General features: G+C 68.7%; 16 protein-coding genes. 11 read left to right on the top strand and 5 right to left on the bottom strand.

Annotation, left to right across the window (positions count from 1 at the left end; genetic code table 11):
* Positions 1-48 precede the first annotated feature (48 nt).
* Positions 49-378 (top strand): hypothetical protein, encoded by a 330-nt coding sequence (locus ACO2Q1_RS12170; RefSeq protein ID WP_423329735.1) that lies wholly within the window; start codon positions 49-51, stop codon positions 376-378.
* Positions 378-695 (top strand): cell division protein ZapA, encoded by a 318-nt coding sequence (gene zapA / locus ACO2Q1_RS12165; protein ID WP_423329734.1) that lies wholly within the window; start codon positions 378-380, stop codon positions 693-695. The genes ACO2Q1_RS12170 and zapA overlap by 1 nt, the downstream gene beginning before the upstream one ends.
* A gap of 42 nt (positions 696-737) precedes the next feature.
* Here zapA and ACO2Q1_RS12160 read toward each other — a convergent pair whose 3' ends face one another.
* Positions 738-1,928 carry an acetyl-CoA C-acyltransferase gene (locus ACO2Q1_RS12160; protein WP_423329733.1) on the bottom strand — a complete coding sequence of 397 codons (1,191 nt, stop codon included), beginning with the start codon at positions 1,926-1,928 and terminating at the stop codon, positions 738-740.
* An 82-nt stretch (positions 1,929-2,010) separates the two neighbouring features.
* Positions 2,011-2,865, bottom strand: coding sequence for an acyl-CoA thioesterase (locus tag ACO2Q1_RS12155; RefSeq protein ID WP_423329732.1), 855 nt, complete (start codon positions 2,863-2,865; stop codon positions 2,011-2,013).
* A 205-nt stretch (positions 2,866-3,070) separates the two neighbouring features.
* Here ACO2Q1_RS12155 and ACO2Q1_RS12150 point away from each other — a divergent pair, with 205 nt between their 5' ends.
* Both ACO2Q1_RS12150 and ACO2Q1_RS12145 read left to right on the top strand, forming a co-directional pair.
* On the top strand, positions 3,071-3,562 hold the full coding sequence (locus ACO2Q1_RS12150; protein WP_423329731.1) for a winged helix-turn-helix transcriptional regulator: 492 nt from the start codon (positions 3,071-3,073) through the stop codon (positions 3,560-3,562).
* Position 3,563: 1 nt separating this feature from the next.
* Complete coding sequence (locus tag ACO2Q1_RS12145) at positions 3,564-4,316, top strand: glutathione S-transferase family protein (RefSeq protein WP_423329730.1); 753 nt, start codon at positions 3,564-3,566, stop codon at positions 4,314-4,316.
* Between the two features lie 72 nt (positions 4,317-4,388).
* On the opposite strand, the gene ACO2Q1_RS12140 is transcribed toward ACO2Q1_RS12145, so the two are convergent.
* Positions 4,389-6,353 (bottom strand): alpha/beta fold hydrolase, encoded by a 1,965-nt coding sequence (locus tag ACO2Q1_RS12140; RefSeq protein ID WP_423329729.1) that lies wholly within the window; start codon positions 6,351-6,353, stop codon positions 4,389-4,391.
* 255 nt (positions 6,354-6,608) lie between these two features.
* Here ACO2Q1_RS12140 and ACO2Q1_RS12135 point away from each other — a divergent pair, with 255 nt between their 5' ends.
* Entirely contained in the window at positions 6,609-7,286 is a 678-nt protein-coding gene (locus tag ACO2Q1_RS12135) for a hypothetical protein (RefSeq protein ID WP_423329728.1), read from the top strand.
* Between the two features lie 12 nt (positions 7,287-7,298).
* Here ACO2Q1_RS12135 and ppk2 read toward each other — a convergent pair whose 3' ends face one another.
* Positions 7,299-8,048 (bottom strand): polyphosphate kinase 2, encoded by a 750-nt coding sequence (gene ppk2 / locus ACO2Q1_RS12130; RefSeq protein WP_423329727.1) that lies wholly within the window; start codon positions 8,046-8,048, stop codon positions 7,299-7,301.
* A gap of 101 nt (positions 8,049-8,149) precedes the next feature.
* On the opposite strand from ppk2, the gene ACO2Q1_RS12125 reads away from it, so the two are divergent.
* The 3 genes from ACO2Q1_RS12125 to ACO2Q1_RS12115 all read left to right on the top strand — a co-directional run bounded on the left by ACO2Q1_RS12125 (position 8,150) and on the right by ACO2Q1_RS12115 (position 10,466).
* Positions 8,150-9,268 (top strand): serine hydrolase domain-containing protein, encoded by a 1,119-nt coding sequence (locus ACO2Q1_RS12125; RefSeq protein WP_423329726.1) that lies wholly within the window; start codon positions 8,150-8,152, stop codon positions 9,266-9,268.
* Positions 9,269-9,303: 35 nt separating this feature from the next.
* Entirely contained in the window at positions 9,304-10,101 is a 798-nt protein-coding gene (locus ACO2Q1_RS12120; RefSeq protein ID WP_423329725.1) for an extensin family protein, read from the top strand.
* A gap of 161 nt (positions 10,102-10,262) precedes the next feature.
* Positions 10,263-10,466, top strand: a complete 204-nt coding sequence (locus tag ACO2Q1_RS12115) for a cold-shock protein (protein WP_423329724.1) — start codon at positions 10,263-10,265, stop codon at positions 10,464-10,466.
* A gap of 90 nt (positions 10,467-10,556) precedes the next feature.
* Here ACO2Q1_RS12115 and ACO2Q1_RS12110 read toward each other — a convergent pair whose 3' ends face one another.
* Positions 10,557-11,708 (bottom strand): JmjC domain-containing protein, encoded by a 1,152-nt coding sequence (locus ACO2Q1_RS12110; RefSeq protein WP_423329723.1) that lies wholly within the window; start codon positions 11,706-11,708, stop codon positions 10,557-10,559.
* 157 nt (positions 11,709-11,865) lie between these two features.
* On the opposite strand from ACO2Q1_RS12110, the gene ACO2Q1_RS12105 reads away from it, so the two are divergent.
* The 3 genes from ACO2Q1_RS12105 to ACO2Q1_RS12095 all read left to right on the top strand — a co-directional run bounded on the left by ACO2Q1_RS12105 (position 11,866) and on the right by ACO2Q1_RS12095 (position 13,876).
* A complete protein-coding gene (locus ACO2Q1_RS12105) occupies positions 11,866-12,369 on the top strand; it encodes a DNA-3-methyladenine glycosylase family protein (protein WP_423329722.1) in 504 nt (167 codons plus the stop codon).
* 21 nt (positions 12,370-12,390) lie between these two features.
* Positions 12,391-13,050, top strand: a complete 660-nt coding sequence (locus ACO2Q1_RS12100; protein ID WP_423329721.1) for a trimeric intracellular cation channel family protein — start codon at positions 12,391-12,393, stop codon at positions 13,048-13,050.
* A 265-nt stretch (positions 13,051-13,315) separates the two neighbouring features.
* Positions 13,316-13,876 carry an HNH endonuclease gene (locus tag ACO2Q1_RS12095; RefSeq protein ID WP_423329720.1) on the top strand — a complete coding sequence of 187 codons (561 nt, stop codon included), beginning with the start codon at positions 13,316-13,318 and terminating at the stop codon, positions 13,874-13,876.
* Positions 13,877-14,042: the final 166 nt, after the last annotated feature.

Raw genomic sequence — 14,042 nt, 5'->3', positions numbered from 1 at the left:
TACCCCGACGCGTCCAGGCGTTCTATATGAAATCTGGAGGAGCGGACCATGTCGGACGCCGTCGCCGCCGCTCGCGCCCGGATCGACCGGGCCTTGTCGGCGCTCGAACACAGGATCGAAGCTTTGAAGTCGCGGACCGTCACCCGGCCCGTGACGGACGACGACGACCTGTTCGCCATACCCGCGACGACGTCGGGGACCTCCGCCGGCGCTGTCGAGGCCGGGGTCGCGGAGACGGCCCTGCGTGCGCGAGTGGCGGAGCTGGAGGCGGCCGGGCGAGAGGCGTCGGAGGCCTTGTCCGGCGCCATCGAACACCTGCGCGGGCTCATCGACACGTCGTCGTCGTCGGGTCCGGCGGAACACGAGGAGCAGGACTGATGGCCACCGTCAGCGTCGAGGTGAACGGCCGTCCCTATTCCGTCGGATGCGCCGACGGCCAGGAGGAGCGTGTCCGTATCCTCGGCAAACAGTTCGACGCCCAGGTTCGCGCCGTGGCCGATGACGTGGGACAGGTCGGCGACCTGCGCCTGTTCCTCATGGCCGCCCTGCTGCTCGCGGATCAGTTGCATGAGGCCCGCCTCGGCGCCGCCCCGGCGCCGGCGGATGCGACGCCCTCCCCGTCGGCCGGTGAAGGCGTCGCCGAAGCCCTGAACGCCGTCGCCGCCCGCATCGAAAAGATCGTGCAGGGGATCTAGGCGACGGCTTCCTTCTCCGCTGCGCGGAGGAGGGGATCGGCCTCAGGCCAGCTCGACCGCCAGCGCCACGGCCTCGCCGCCCCCGATGCACAGGCTGGCCACGCCCCTGGTCCCGCCGCGCGCCTGGAGAGCGCCGAGCAGGGTGGCCAGGACGCGCGCGCCCGAGGCGCCGATGGGATGGCCCAGGGCTGTGGCGCCGCCGTTCACGTTCAGCTTCGCATGATCGATGCCCAGGTCGTGCATGGCGATCATCGGCACGACGGCGAAGGCCTCGTTGACCTCCCACAGGTCGACGTCGGCGACGGTCCAGCCGGCCTTGTCCAGCGCCTTCTGCATGGCCGGGACCGGGGCGGTGGTGAACAGGCCGGGCTCATGGGCGTGGGCGGCATGGCTGACGATGCGCGCGATGACCGGCAGGTGCAGGGCCCGGGCCACGCTCTCACGCGTCAGGACCAGGGCGGCGGCGCCGTCGCTGATCGAGGCCGAGGAGGCGGCGGTGATGGTGCCGTCCTTGTCGAAGGCGGGCTTCAGGCCAGGGATCTTCTCCGGCATGGCCTTGCCGGGCTGTTCGTCGACGGCGACGGTCTCGACGCCCTTGCGGGTCTTCACCTCGACCGGCGTGATTTCGGCGGCGAACGCGCCCGAGGCGATAGCGGCGTTGGCGCGGGTCAGGCTCTCGATCGCATAGGCGTCCTGGGCCTCGCGCGTGAACTGATAGGACCGGGCGGCGTCCTCGGCGAAGGCGCCCATGGGTTTGCCGGGGGTATAGGCGTCCTCCAGCCCGTCCATCATCATGCTGTCTACGATGACGTCATGGCCGATGCGGGCGCCGCCGCGGTGCTTGTTCATCAGATACGGCGCGCCGGTCATCGACTCCATGCCGCCGGCGACGATGACCTCGGCCGATCCGGCCGACAGGGCGTCGGCGGCCATCATCACCGCCTTCAGGCCCGAGCCGCACATCTTGTTGACGGTGGTCGCCTCGACATTCAGGCCCAGGCCCGCGCCGAGGGCCGCCTGACGCGCCGGCGCCTGGCCGAGGCCAGCCGGCAGGACGCAGCCCATATAGATGCGGTCCACCTTCTCCGGCGCGACGCCCGCCCGCTCGACGGCGGCCCTGACTGCGGCGGCGCCCAGATCGGTCGCCTTGACCCCGGACAGGGCCCCCTGGAACCCGCCCATCGGCGTGCGGGCGAAGGCGCAGATGACGATGGGGTCGTGAACGGCGGTCATGGCGTGGTCCTCACAGGTGTCGCGTCGGCGCGCGCTTTGCGCCCACATCGGCCGTCGCGACGGGCGATGCAAGGGGCGGGGGTCAGCCCTCGCCGGCGGCCCGGCTCGGCGAGGCCTTGCGCCGTTGACGACCCAGGGCGATCAGCGATCCGTCCGCGCCGCGCACCGTCAGATCATCCACGGTCCAGCCCCGCCCCAGGTCCTGCAGGCGAAACTCGAAGAAGGCCCAGCCGTCCGGTGCGATCTCGGGCGTCGGATCGCGGACGATGTCGTACCGCAGGTCGACGGTCGCCATGCGCAGCGGCCGGGCCGCGGCCGTCCAGGCCGGCGGATACAGGGCGTCCATCAGGTAGCAGAGCCGCTCCATGTCCAGCGGCAGACCGTCACGCGTCCGCATCCACAGCCGCTCCACGGCCGCTTCGCCCGCCCGTCCCTGCAGCAGGTTCGGACCGGTCTCGAAGCGATATTCGACGTGTTGCGAGAAATGCGGAGCCAGGGGACCCGACAGCGTCCGTTCGGGATCCAGCGACGCCAGCGGCGGCGGCGCAGCGATGATTTCGGCCGTTTCCCCTGACACGTCGTCCGCGCCCCAGGTGGCCTGCGCCTGATGGGTCAGGCGTTCGCCCTGCCGCACCTCCAGCGCCGTGAACGCCACGGTGCGTCCGCCCCTGAGCAGGCGCGGCTTCAATGTGATCGGCGCGCCATAGACGGGCGCCGCCAGATACTGGATCGACAGGCTGCGCAGCGGCGCGCTCAGGCCGAGCCCATCCCGCATCGCCCTGGCGATCAGGGCCGCCAGCAGACCGCCGAACGGAAAGCCCTTCTCGGGTGGCGCGGAGATCCGCCCGTTGGAGAAATCGCCGCCGATCTCGATCGAAAACGACGCCGGCTCGGTCGGGATCAGCGCCAGGGCGGAGGTCAGGGTCTGCACGGTCATGTCGTCATCCTGGCGTCGTTGTCCGAGGCCTGAAAGCCGGGGTCGGAAAAGGGCGGGCGGAGACCGGCCCCGCCCGCTGAAGTCGAGGAAATGCAGGCGCGCTTCAAGCCGGGAGCCTGATGTGCGTTGCCAAACAAGACTGACCTAGAGCGTTCGGTTTGGCAACCCACTTGAAAAAAGCCTGACGCGAGGTCACTTTCCACCCATGGGCCGCACCGCAGACTATTCCAAACAAAGCTGTACCATCGCCGCGACGCTGGAGGTCATCGGCGATCCGTGGACCCTGCTGGTCATCCGCGACGCCTTCAACGGGACGACCCGGTTCGAACAGTGGCAGGACCAGCTGGGCGTCGCCCGCAATGTCCTGGCCTCACGCCTGAAAAGCCTGGTCCAGCACGGGGTGCTGGAGCCGCGCCTCTATTCCGAACGCCCGCCGCGCAATGAATATGTCCTGACCCAGAAGGGCCGTGACCTCTCCGACGTGCTGCTGACCCTGCACGGCTGGGGCTCCAAACACATGTACTCGGACGTCGATTCCGGCGTCAGCTTCCGCCACAAGACCTGCGGCGCCGAACTGACGCCGCGACTGGCCTGCTCCTGCTGCGGCGAGATCGTCAAACGCCGCGACATCGAGACCCGCCGCATCGCCGACTGTCCGACGGTCGCCGACGTCATGCCCAAGGACGAGGCGGCCTGAGGTGACGGCTGCCGTCACCGTCATCGGCAATCCGGTCTCCCCCTATGTCCGTAAGGTGCTGGCGGTCTCCATGATGAAGGGGATCGAGGTCCGGATCGATCCGATCACCCCGTTCCGGGGCGACGACGCCTTTTCAACCCTCAGCCCGCTGCGACGCATCCCGGTCTGGATCGAGGGCGACCTGACCCTCTGCGACTCCAGCATCATCGTCCAGTATCTGGAGGAGACGCGGCCCGCGCCGGCGCTGTGGCCGTCCGATCCCGTCCAGCGCGCCCGCGCCCGCTGGATCGAGGAGTTCGCCGACACCCGACTGTTCGACGTCCTGGGCTGGAAGCTGTTCTTCCAGATGGCGGTCAAGCCGCGCACTCTGAAAGAGCCGCCCGAACGCGCCCTGATCGAAAAGGCGCGCGACGAGGAGGCACCCGAACTTTTCGACTATCTGGAAAGTCAGCTCCCGGCCGAGGGCTTCCTGTTCGGCGCGGTGTCGATCGCCGACTTCAGCCTGGCCCCGGCCTTCTTGAACGCCCAGGTCGTTGGAGTCGAACCGTCCGCCGACCGCTGGCCCCGTCTTTTCGCCTGGCTGGGGCGCATGGAGGCCGAGACCGTCCTGGGGCCGTTGAACGACCTGTCGCGCGCCTTCATGACGACACCCTTCGCCCGGCATCGCGAGCTTCTTGGCGAGTACGGCTGGTCAGCGACCGAGGTCAGCCACGACGCCGGCTTCGCCCGGCGAGGGCCGATGTCGCCAGTGTGACACTCCGAAGCCGATAGGCGGACGCGCAGCGCGCGCCCGGCTGCCGACGGCTTTTGGCTGAGGCCCGACCTCCTACCTCCTCACATGTTCGTCGAGGAACTTCAGATAGGCTTCCTGGGCGGTGATGCGGTTGTCGCGGCGCGTGAAGCCGTGGCCCTCGTTGGGGAAGAGCACGTATTCGACCGGCACATTGTTGGCCCGGACGGCGGCGACGATCTCGTCGCTTTCGACCTGCAGCACGCGCGGGTCGTTGGCGCCCTGGACCACCAGCATCGGCCGGCGGATGTTGGAGGCGTGGAACAGCGGCGAGATGCGGCGGTGCCGCTCGGCGTCCGTGGCCGGGTCGCCCATCTCGTCGAACAGAGCCTGTCGTTGCGCGCCCCACCAGGCCGGAATGGACTCCAGGGTCCGCACCCAGTTGGTCACGCCGAAGATATTGACCCCGGCCTCAAAGGCTTCCGGGTGAAAGGCCAGGGCGGCGGCGGTCATATAGCCGCCGTAGGAGCCGCCCATCACCGCCACCTGATCATCGGCGACCCAGTCCTGATCGCGCAGCCACTGACCGCCGGCGACGATGTCACGCAGATCGGCCTCGCCATGCTTCCGGTCGTCCATGTGGAAGAAGGTCTTTCCGTATCCGGACGATCCGCGATTATTGGCGCCCAGCACCGCATAGCCGTGATTGACCAGATGCTGGACCATGGCCGAATAGCCGCGCCGGGTCTGTCCGCCGGGGCCGCCGTGGACCAGGACGATCGCCGGCGCCGGATTGGCGGCGGAGGCGCCCTTGGGCTTGTAGAGCACCGCCGGGATCATCACGCCGCCTTCGGCGGGGTAGCGGACGATGGTCGCCTCGACCAGATCGGCCTCGTCGATGGCGGGATTGAGGGCATGGGTCAGGCGGGTGGCCCGGCCCGTCGTCAGGTCGGCGACGAAGATGTCGGACGGTGAGGTGTCCGAGGCGACGGTGAAGGCGATCGTGCCTTCGTCTTCGGAAAAGCGGACCGAGCCGATGTCGCCGTCCGGCAGGCCGCTCAGGGCGACCGGACGGTTCGTGGTGGTGTCCAGCAGGGTCAGTTCGGTCTTGGCGTCGGCGTTCAGACCCGACACCCGATACCGTCCCGACGGCGAATAGAAGACGAAGCTGACGTCCCAGTCGGCCGCGATCAGCGGGGTCGTCCGGCCGGTCTCCACCTCATGGCGGATCGCCTGCTGGAACTCGCCCTTCTCGTCCGTGCCGATCAGCACGGCCTTGGAGTCCGGGGTGAAATCATAGGCCGTATAGGCCACGTTTCCCTCGTGCGGGGTCAGCAGCTTCGGCTCGCCGCCCCCGCCTTCGCCCGTCTGGGCCAGATCGACCAGATAGAGGTCGTTGTTGGCGCTGGTCAGGGCCTTGTCCAGCACCAGCCAGCGACCATTGGGGGACAGGGCGGCCGGCATGAAGCCGCCGGGGTTCTGGAACACGACGCGCTTCTCATAGGTCGTGGCGTCATAGGCGAGGATGTCGAAGGCGGCCGGATCACGCCCGTTCGACAGGACATAGAACGTCGCACCGTCGTCGCTCCAGCCGACGAAGTCCGCTTTTTCCTTTTCGCCGGGGGTCAGGTCTGTGACCTTGCCGTCCTCGGCGCGGACGAACAGGTGATCCAGTTCGTCGCCCCCGCCGTCCTGCGTGAACAGAATGCGCGCATCAGCCGGGAAATAGCTGACCGCCCGCGCGGCGCTGGTGGTCGAGGTGGTCAGCTGGACCGGCGCGCCGCCGGCCACCGGCTGGGCATAGGCGTTGAACACGCCCGTCCTGTCCGAACTGATCAGCACGTATCGGCCGTCCGGCGAGAAGGTCTTCGGCCCGCCGTAGGCCAGGCTGTAGCTCGTGGTGTCGAAGAACTGTGCGGCGGAATAGGTCCGCGCCTGGGTCGCCGCCGCGCCGGCCGGCGCGGGTTGGGCGGCGTGGGCGAGGGCGGGGCGCGGCAGCGCGACCACGCTCAGGGCGGCCATCAGGGCGAGAACGGAGACCTTCCGGTCGATCGGCGTCATGGGGGACCTCATCTGTCGGGAACTCTGGTGATCAGAGGCCGCGACGAACCCTGGCGGATGCAGCCCTGTCGAATTTATGAAGCCCGCACAGTCCGCCGAACAGCGTTAAATTGCGCGTCGCGGCGCGAACTCGGGCCCGGCGCGCGCCCTTCACGAGAGAACCGGCTTGTCCTCGCGCACAGCGTGCAGTCACCTATGGCCGACACAGTTCGGCTGCGGGGAAGGCCCATGTTCAGGTTCCGATCGGCGATTGTCATGGCGACCGCCTTGTCGGCGGCGTGCCTCGCGCCGGGCCTGGTGGCGAACGCCAGGGTACAGGAAGCCCTGACCGCGCCGTCGGTGGTCTGGCCGACCGACGCCGGAATCCTTCGGCGCGGCGGCAACGGCCTGTCGATCGACCAGGGCGTCGCCTCGACGGTCGAAAGTCCCGAATATGTTTTGACCGCCCTGTCGGTGTCCGACGACGACATCATCCGTTTCACCTATGCCGAGAGCGCCGCGCCCGAGGCCGAGGCGGCGGGCGAGTGCGATTTCACCTTCCGCCGCGTGGAGCGTGCGCTTGATCAGGCCCAGGCCAACGACCTCGCCGCCCGCCTGGCCGAGATCGAGATGCGGGCGTTGAAGGACGGCCGACGCGGCGTCGAACTGGTCGGGGCGATGCAGACCCGGGGCAGCTCGATCGTCCGTCACTATGTCCAGACCTACGTCCAGGGCCAGGGTGACGATCGGGTACGCGGCGTCGGCAAGACCTGGATCTTCGTGCGCGAGGGCCGGGCCTACTACGTCCACAAGCGCTGCCAGACCCATGGCGGCGAGGCGATGCTGGCGGAGCTGGACCAGCGTATCGGTCTGGACTACCGCCGCGACCCCGCGCCTGTCGAAGCGAACGCCGCCACGCCCGTGATGGCCGCCGCCCTGGCGACTCGCCCCTAGGGGCTCGTTCTTCTATTTTGCGAGCCGACCCTTGGCTTTCGAGGCGGGCAGCAGCACGTCCTTGTCCGGCCCTTCGAACGCGCCGCCGGGTCGATTCAGCACCGCCAGGATGTGGCGTATGATGTTCAGCCGCGCGGTCTTCTTGTCATCGGTGGCCACGACGGTCCACGGCGCACGGTCGGTGTGGGTGTCCGCCAGCATCCGGTCGCGGGCCGCCGAATAGGCGTCCCAGCGCGCCTGGGCCTCGGCGTCCAGGCTCGAGACCTTGAACCGCTTCAGGGGATCAGACCGACGTTCCTCCAGACGTTTGGCCTGTTCCTCCTTCGAGATGTCGAGCCAGAACTTGATGAGGATGAGGCCGGACTCCGTCAGCGATTTCTCGAACCGGGGCGCGTCCTTCAGAAACTGTTCGTGCTGCTCGGGCGTGCAGAATCCCATGACCGGCTCGACCCCGGCCCGATTGTACCAGGAGCGGTTGAAGATGACCGTCTCCCCGGCGGCGGGCAGGTGCGGGACATAGCGTTGGAAATACCACTGGGTCGTCTCGCGCTCGGTCGGTTTGGGCAGGGCCACCACGCGGGTCTGGCGCGGCGACATGAACTCGGTGATCCGCTTGATCGCCCCGTCCTTGCCGGCCGTGTCGCGACCTTCCAAAACGATCAGGACCTTCAGCCCCTGTTCGATCGCCCAGGCCTGGGTCTCGACCAGTTCGATCTGGAGCTTTTCCAGGTCGCGATCGTAGTCGTCGTCTTTCTTGCCCATACGGCCATCGCAGCACGGGAGGGTGTCGGCGGCAAGTGCGGACGGCGCCGGGATGTGGCAGTGTCGCCGGCGCGCAGTCAGGATGGACCATAGAGACGCCGATGTCAGACCTCTCCCGCCGCCGGCTGATCGCGGCGACCCTTGCGACGCTCACGGCGCCCGCGGCGGCCCATGCCCGCACGCCGGGGCCTGCTCCGGATCCGCGCAGCGAGGCTCTCGATCAGGCGATGACGCATGACCAGGCGCCGCCTGCCGTCGCGGCCGCCGTCGTCACGTCCGGGGGGCAGGCCTGGGCGGATGTGCGCGGCGTGCGTCGGCGTGGGCAGACGGACGCCGTCACCCTGGACGATCGGTGGCACCTCGGCTCCAACACCAAGGCCATGACGGCGGCGGTCTGGGCGCGGCTCGTGGAGCAGGGACAGGCCCGTTGGGGCATGCCCCTGGCCGAGGCCTTCCCGCAGACGCCCGTGCATGAGGCCTTCGCCGCCCTGACGGTCGAGGACCTGCTGCGGCACAAGGCCGGACTGAGCGACCGGACCGACTTCCCTCTGCCGCTGGTGGCGCGGGCGGATACGCGTCCGGTCGTCGAGCAGCGCGCGGCCCTGGCCCAGGCCCTGACGCGTCCGCCCGCCGGACCGGTCGGGACCTTCGCCTACGGCAACGTCAACTATGTCCTGGCCGGCGCCGTGATCGAGCGGATCGCCGGGCGTCCCTGCGAGGAGGTGGTGGCTGCGGAACTCTTCTCCCCGCTCGGGATCGGCAGCGCGGGTTTCGGCGCGCCACGCACCAATGTGTCGGGCGGCCCGAACGCCTGGGGCCACCATGTCCAGGGCCAGGCGGCCACGCCCATCGATCCCGAACTGCCCTATGCGGACAATGCGCCTCTGATGGCCCCGGCGGGGACGGCGCACATGGCGCTGGCGGACTATGGGCGGTTCGTCCAGGCGATGCTGGGCGGCGGCCCGGCCGGATGGCTGTCGGCCGACAGCTTGTCGCGACTGATCACGCCGCTGGATGGCGACGCCTATGCGCTGGGCTGGAGCCTGGGGCCAAACGGCGCGATCGCCCATGAAGGCTCGAACACCCTTTGGCACGCGGTCGTGATCGCCCAGCCGGACCGGGGCCGCGCGTCGATCGTGCTGTCGAACGGCGGCATGGCCGGTCGGTCGGCGACGGTCCCTCTGGCGCAACGGCTGTTGCTGGACGCGGCGGACGCATGATTGCGGGTTGTCCGCCCTTCATGCGTTAGTCCGGCATGAGGAAGGACGTCGCGGATTTCTGGAACCTGCTCTGGGAGCTTTGCCTGGGGCTGTGCGCCCTGTTCGCCCTGCTGAACGCCTTCGCCCCGCCGCAGGACCTGTTCTGGAAGCCGCTGGATCTGAACCGGCCGGTCGGCAAGGCGACGGCCAGCCAGATCTCCGACTTCGAGGTGCGGCCCGATGACGCGCCCGAGGCGGCGGAGGCCGTGGTTCAGGGCTGCATCGACGCCCTGGCGGCGGCGGGCGTCTCGGTCGAACGACGGCCTGACAAGGACGACGGCGGCTTCTGCGCCGCCCGGGGCGTGGTTCGGCTGGTCGGCGGCGATGTGACGCCGCTGTCGCCGTCCGGTCTCGAGATGCAGTGTCCGCTGATGGTCCGCTATGTGATCTGGGATCGCCAGGTCTTGCGCCCGGAAGCCGAACGTCTCTTCGGCGCGACGCCGGCCCGGGTCGACAGTATGGGAACCTACGCCTGCCGACGGATCTATGGCTCGCAGAACTCGGCGGACCGGCCCAGCGAGCATGCCCGCGCCAATGCTCTGGACGTGGCCGGGGTCACCTTGTCGGACGGCCGCCGCGTCTCTGTGGCCGCCGACTGGGAGGGGACCGGACCTGCGGGAGCCCAGGGCGCGGCCCTGTTGCGAAGGTTGCGCGACGGAGGCTGCCGGCTGTTCTCGACCGTCCTCACGCCGGACTACAACGCGGCGCATGCGGACCATCTGCATCTGGATGCGGCGACGTTCAGCCTCTGTGTCCGCAATCCTTCGCCCGCGAGGCGAATCGAATCCGGTTGACCGCTTTGAAAACACGGGTGACAAAGCTTTCGCAGTCCGGATTTCGCGTGGGGTCCAAACCCATGTCTCGCTCCTTCGTCCGAACGAGCTGTGTCCAGATGGGCTGACGGGCGATCCCGAGGGACGCCTGCCTGGAAAAGCGCGTTTACGGAGACGCAGATATGGCGACCGGTACGGTCAAGTGGTTCAACCCCACCAAGGGCTATGGCTTCGTCCAGCCCGACGACGGCGGCTCGGATGTGTTCGTTCACATCACCGCCGTTCAGAAGGCGGGCCTCGCCGGCCTCGATGAGAACGCCAAGGTCGAATACGACCTGGAAAACCAGCGCGGCAAGACCGCGGCGGTCAACCTCAAGCTTCTCTGATCACGGGTCCGAAAGACCCAGGATCGGAAACGGGCGCGGTCTTCGGACCGCGCCCGTTTCTTTTTACCCCGGCTCCTTTTGTCCCGGGCCTTAAAGACGCGCCAGAGCGCCGGCGGCCGCAGCGCGCTCGACGGCGGCGCGGATGTCCTGTTCCGCCACGAAATCGAACTGGGCGACCAACTCTTCAATCGCAAAATCCGGCTGGGCGTAGGCCCAGGCCATCGCATGGGCGACCGGCCCGGCCTCCTGCGGGCCCGCCAGCCCGGTGCGCCGCCATGCGGTCAGACCGGTGCGGTTCGGCAGGGCATGCCTCGGACGGCCCGGGTTGAGCCGGTTCTGGGTCATCGCCACTTCGTCGCGGAACGCCGGCGACGCCGCCAGCTGCGCCAGCTTGCCGCCGAGAGCCGCCAACTGTCGTTGCAGCGTGCGGCCGTCGTCGTCATGCGCCGGCGCCAGATAGTCGCGGAACTGCGGGTCCTGCATCGCCGCCTGTTCCAGCAGATTGAAGATCACCCGTCCGTAGAGCGGCGTCACCGAAAACGTCACATGCAGGGACGCGCCGTCCTGGGCCAGGGCGTCGTGGTACCACCCGCGCGGCAGATACAGGACGTCGCCCGGCTTCATCAGCACTTCGGCCGACACAGGCCCGCGCGATTGCTCCAGCCAGCGGCGGGTCTCCGGCGTGTCGGGCGGAAAGTCGACCGGGCGGTCTGCGCGGTTGGAATACAGGCGCCACAGCTTTTCGCCCTCCGTTTGCACGGCGAAGACGTGGTGCAGGTCGTAGTGGGTGCCGAATGCGCGCACGCCCTGAAAGCTGCAGTAGATGTTGGCGCCGACGGCCGCTGCAAAGGTACGGCCCAGAGCCTGCGCCGTATCCGCCAGCGCAGGCGTCAGGGACTGAACGTCGCCGGCGACGGCGCTGGCGCCCGCCGCCAGGTGCAAGGCGACCTTGGCGGGATCGGGACGCAGGACCGTGCCCGACTGGGTGGCCTCGATCCGGCAATAGGATTCCGGCGGCACGGCCTGGGTGTTCAGAACCAGCTTCAGGCTCTGGGCCGTCCAGACGGAAGTCTGGTTCAGCAGGTCGTTGAAGGCGTCCCAACGCAGGATCTCGCGCTTGCCGTCGTCTTGACCAGCGGGCACGTGCAGCGGCTTTCGGTCGTGATAGTCCGCAAAGAAGCGTTCGGGCTCGATCGGTGCGAGCAACTGGTTCAGGGTCGCCATCCCCAAGGCGTAAATCATTTCCGCGTCCGACTGAATGCCGCATCCCGATTCTGATCAGATCGCCGAGGCCCGGTGCGTCCTCGTCGCGCGCGACCCGGCACTGGCCGCTGTCCATGCCGCCACCCCGGTGTTTGAATGGAGGGCCCGGAAAGGGGGCTACGAAGGCCTGTGCCGCATGATCATCGAACAGCAGGTATCGGTCGCCTCCGCCGCTGCCATCTGGGCCCGCACGGTCGACGGGCTCGGCGGCGAGGTCTCGCCGGCTCGCGTTCTGGCCCTGTCGCCGGAGGCCCTGCGCGCCTTCGGTCTGTCCGGCCCGAAGGTTCGCTATGTGCGCGAGATCGCCCAGGCCCAGGCCGACGGCCGGATCGATCTCGACGATCTGCGCGGTCTCTCGGACACCGAGGCCCTGGCGGCCCTGACCGCCATCACCGGCGTCGGACGCTGGACGGCCCAGACCTTTCTCATGTTCTGCGAAGGACGCGCCGACCTGTTTCCCGCCGGCGACATCGCCTTGCAGGAGGCGATCCGCTGGGCGGATCGGCGGATGGAGCGACCCGATGAAAAGCGCGCCGCCGCCCGTGCGGAGGCCTGGCGACCCCATCGCGGAGTCGCGGCGCATCTGCTGTGGGGATGGTATGGAGGCGTGAAGCGCGGCGAGATTCGCCTCGACGCATGACCTGAGCGGCGGGAGGCCGAGATGACCCAGTTGGTCGATCCGGAAACGGCGCGGGCGCTGGCGGACCCGGTCACGGTCCTGGGCGCGCTGGATTTCGCCGGGGTGGCGGTGTTCGCCGCGACCGGGGCGTTGGCCGCCGCGCGCCAGAAGCAGGATCTGGTCACCTTCGCCTTCTTCGGCGCCATGACGGGCGTGGGCGGCGGCACCCTTCGCGACGTGCTGCTGGGGCTGCCGGTCTTCTGGGTGTCGGACTGGCGATATATCGCGGTCTGCCTCGCGGCGGTGCTGGCGATCTGGATGCTGGGCCAGCGGGACTGGCGCTTCCGCGCCCTGCTGTGGCTCGACGCCCTGGGTCTGGGCGCCTATGGCGTCATGGGCGCGGCCAAGGCGGAGGCGATCGGGGCGTCGCCGCTGATCTGCATCGTGATGGGGGCGCTGACAGCGTGTTTCGGCGGGATCATCCGCGACATCGTCGCCGGCCAGCCGTCGATCCTGCTCCGTCGAGAGATCACCATTTCCGCCGCCCTTCTGGCCGCGACGACCTATGTGCTGCTGCGCGCCTTAGACCTGCCGATCTGGCCGGCCGCCATCGTCGCGGCGTTGCTGGGCTTCGGCCTGAGAGCCGGAGCCCTGGCCTGGGGCTGGAGCCTGCCCGGCTTTCCGGAACGCCGGCCCGCCTAGAGCCTGATCGGTTGAGGTGGAATCGCTCCGCGATTCCGCCGATGCCGTGAATCAGGCTCCAGGGATGGCTGGACCGAAATCTGAGCTGTGTTGGACGGCGTCCAACTCAGCCGATTTCGGTCTAGGCCCTTGCGTCACCAAACCTTGTGTTTTCCGCCGTGGCGACGCCGTCGAATCAGGCGTAGGCTTCGCGCAAGAGCCAAGGAAGGAGATGCGTCTTCAGTCCTGTCGCCTCCCGCCTCCCGTCGCCGATGGAGAGGGCCTGATGCAGGTCCTGACCCGTCCGCCGTCCGGCTTTCCCGCCCTGGTGCTCAACGCCGATTTCCGGCCGCTGTCCTATTATCCGCTCTCTCTCTGGCCGTGGGAGGAGGCGGTCAAGGCGGTCTATCAGGAGCGGGTCGACGTCGTTTCGACCTACGACAAGGTCGTCCGCAGCCCGTCCATCGAGATGGTGCTGCCCAGCGTCATCGCGTTGAAGTCCTATGTCGATCAGGACCGCAGCCCCGCCTTCACCCGGTTCAACGTCTTCCTGCGCGACGGCTTCGCCTGCCAGTATTGCGGCGAAACCGCCGAACTGACCTTTGACCATGTGTTGCCCCGGTCCCAGGGCGGACGCACCACCTGGGAGAACATCGTCGCCGCCTGCTCGCCCTGCAACCTCCGCAAGGGCGGACGCACGCCCGCCCAGGCGCAGATGCCGGTGCGACAGCGCCCGGAACGCCCCAGCGCCTGGCGCCTCCAGGAAGCCGGCCGACGCTTCCCGCCCCACTACCTCCACCAAAGCTGGCTCGACTACCTGTACTGGGACATAGAGCTCGAACCTTAGGTTCGCCTCGTCCCTCGACCGGCCTTCTCGGCGATTGGGGGGGGGCGTCGATGTCGCGGCGCCTGGCCCCGATCGCGTCCCCCCGACAGAGGGCGAGGCTTGGCGCATCGACTGCGACACGCTACCAACACATCGCTGGCTCGACTGAAACGCCGTGACGGCGCAC

It is taken from the genome of Brevundimonas sp. VNH65, from assembly GCF_049445955.1.
GTDB lineage: Bacteria > Pseudomonadota > Alphaproteobacteria > Caulobacterales > Caulobacteraceae > Brevundimonas.
The sequence above is the reverse complement of the archived record's forward strand: the minus strand, read 5'-3'. Positions and strand labels throughout refer to the sequence as shown.